Origin of the sequence: Bergeriella denitrificans NBRC 102155 (assembly GCF_001592185.1) — a bacterium.
Classification (GTDB): Bacteria; Pseudomonadota; Gammaproteobacteria; order Burkholderiales; family Neisseriaceae; genus Neisseria; species Neisseria denitrificans.
The window spans coordinates 1-2212 of the sequence record NZ_BCWL01000276.1 but is presented as its reverse complement, the minus strand read 5'-3'; the positions used below and the strand labels follow the sequence as shown (position 1 = coordinate 2212).

Genomic DNA, 2212 nt, shown 5'->3' with positions numbered 1-2212 from the left:
ATCGGTATGGCACGATTTTCAGACGGCCTGTTGCGCTTGCCATTGCCGCTGATTACGCCGTTTGCTGCGGTATATCAGCCATAGTGTAGGACAAATCTGCTGCGGCTTATTGTTTGGTGCGTGCGGGCTTTAATCCCGGTGCTCATGCCGTCTGAAAACCCAGATGCCCATGTGCATGGTCTGCACTTGGTCTGCGCTTGTGTAATTAAATTTCTCAGATGGTACGCAAAATGCGCGCCATTGTCCTTGAGGCAGATTAAATAATTGCGGGCTGCGCTTGGCGTTCACCAGCAGCAGCCATTCGCCGTCGATTGCCACCTGCATGGCTTTGCGGCTGCGGTCGTGCCAGCCGGCTTCGGTCATGGCGCTGCCTTCGGTGTCCAGCCAGCGGACGTTTTGCGGCTGCCACCAGCAATCAGCGGTAAGGCTGCGGATGAGGGCGCGGGTTTCGGCCAGTTTGGCAACATAATCCTGTAGCGGGTGGCGCGTCGGCGGCCAATTCAGCCAGGCCAGGGCGTTGTCTTGGCAATAGCTGTTGTTGTTGCCCTGCTGGCTGTTGCCGAATTCATCGCCGCCCAGCAGCATGGGCGTGCCGGCGGAGAGCATCAGCGAGGCGAGCAGGGCTTGGGCGGTATGCGTGCGCGCTTCTAAAATCGCGGGGTCGTCGCTCGGGCCTTCGATGCCGTGGTTGTCGCTGATGTTGTCGTGGTGGCCGTCGCGGTTGCCTTCGCCGTTGGCGTGGTTGTGTTTTTCGTTGTAGCTGACCAAGTCGTTGAGGGTGAAGCCGTCGTGGGCAGTGATGAAGTTGATGCCGGCAGAAGGGCGGCGGCCGTTGTGTCCGAACAGGTCGGACGAGCCGGAGAGCCGCTCGGCAAATGCGCCTAACTGACCGCTTTCCCGCACCCAAAACGCCCGCATATCGTCGCGGAAGCGGCCGTTCCACTCGGCAAAGGGGTGCGGAAAACTGCCGAGGCGGTAGCCATCCGGCCCCAAATCCCAGGCTTCGGTAATCAGCTTGCATTGTGCGATGACGGGGTCTTGATAGAGCAGGTTGAGCAGGCGGCTTTCGGCTTGGAAGTGCGGCTCGCGGGCTAAGATGCTGCCCAGGTCGAAACGGAAGCCGTCGATGCGGAAGGTTTCCGCCCAGTAGCGCAGGCTGTCGGCAATCCAGCGGGCGACATCGCGCTGCGCTGCTTTAAGCGTGTTGCCGCAGCCCGACCAGTTTTCATAATCGCCGTCGCCGCGCACCCAATACCAGGAGAGATTATCGAAGCCGCGCTGGCACAGCATGGGGCCGTGCCGGTCTTGGTCGGCGGTGTGGTTGTACACCACGTCCAAAATCACTTCCAAGCCGGCGCGGTGTAGTGCTTTGACGGCGGTTTTTAGTTCCTCCGCCGCACGCCCGTCATCGGCGGCATAGCCCGGCTCGGGGGCGAAAGGGGCATAGGTGTTGTAGCCCCAATAATTGCTCATGCCCGCCTGCTGCAGGTGGTATTCGTCCAGATGTTGTTGTACGGGCAGCAGCTCCACGGCGGTCACGCCCAGCTGCTTCAGGTAAGACAGCACGCGCTCGTCGGCCAGCGCCCGATAAGTGCCGGCGTGTGCCAAGTCGGGAAAAAGACGGGTCAAGCCTTTGACGTGGGCTTCATAGACAACGGTCTGCCCCCAGGGAATATTCGGGCGGCGGTCGTCTTCCCAATCGAAACAGTCGGGCGCGGTAACGACGCTTTTGGGCGCGATGGCGGCGTTGTCGCGGCCGTCTGAATGATGAAACCATGCCAGCTCTTCCGCATTGCGGTAGTGCGGGCGGCCGTCGATTTGGCGGGCATAAGGGTCGGCCAGCAGTTTTTGCGGATTGAAGCAGGCGCCGGGCGCGTCGTTGCTGCCGTGCACGCGAAAGCCGTAGCGTTGGCCGGGGCCGATGCCGTGCACGAAGCCGTGAAACACGGATCCGCTGCGGGTGGGCAGCGTGAGGCGGGTTTCCCGGTCGCCGTCAAACAGGCAGAGCTCGATTTTTTCGGCATGGTGTGAGAAGACGGCGAAGTTGACGCCGCCTTCGGCAGGATGCGCGCCCATCGGATAGGGGCGGCCTTCTTGTATGTGGCGTGTGTCGCCGATGTTCATGCTGCGTGCTTTCTGTGAGAGGTATCGTCATTTCACTTTAGTTTGATACAGCGTTGCTGCGCCTGGCTCAATCTAACGGAACGACTAT

Annotated in this window: 1 protein-coding gene; it reads right to left on the bottom strand. The window is 60.8% G+C overall.

Going from position 1 to position 2212, the window contains the following annotated elements:
• Positions 1–129: 129 nt before the first annotated feature.
• Positions 130–2124: a glycogen debranching protein GlgX gene (gene glgX / locus BDE01S_RS10135; protein WP_066081126.1), complete on the bottom strand. Its 1995-nt coding sequence runs from the start codon at positions 2122–2124 to the stop codon at positions 130–132.
• Between the last annotated feature and the right edge of the window lie 88 nt (positions 2125–2212).

Coding starts and splice junctions, on each gene's coding strand:
- glgX (WP_066081126.1), bottom strand. CDS start 2,124: ATGAACATCGGCGACACACGCCACATACAAGAAGGCCGCCCCTATCCG.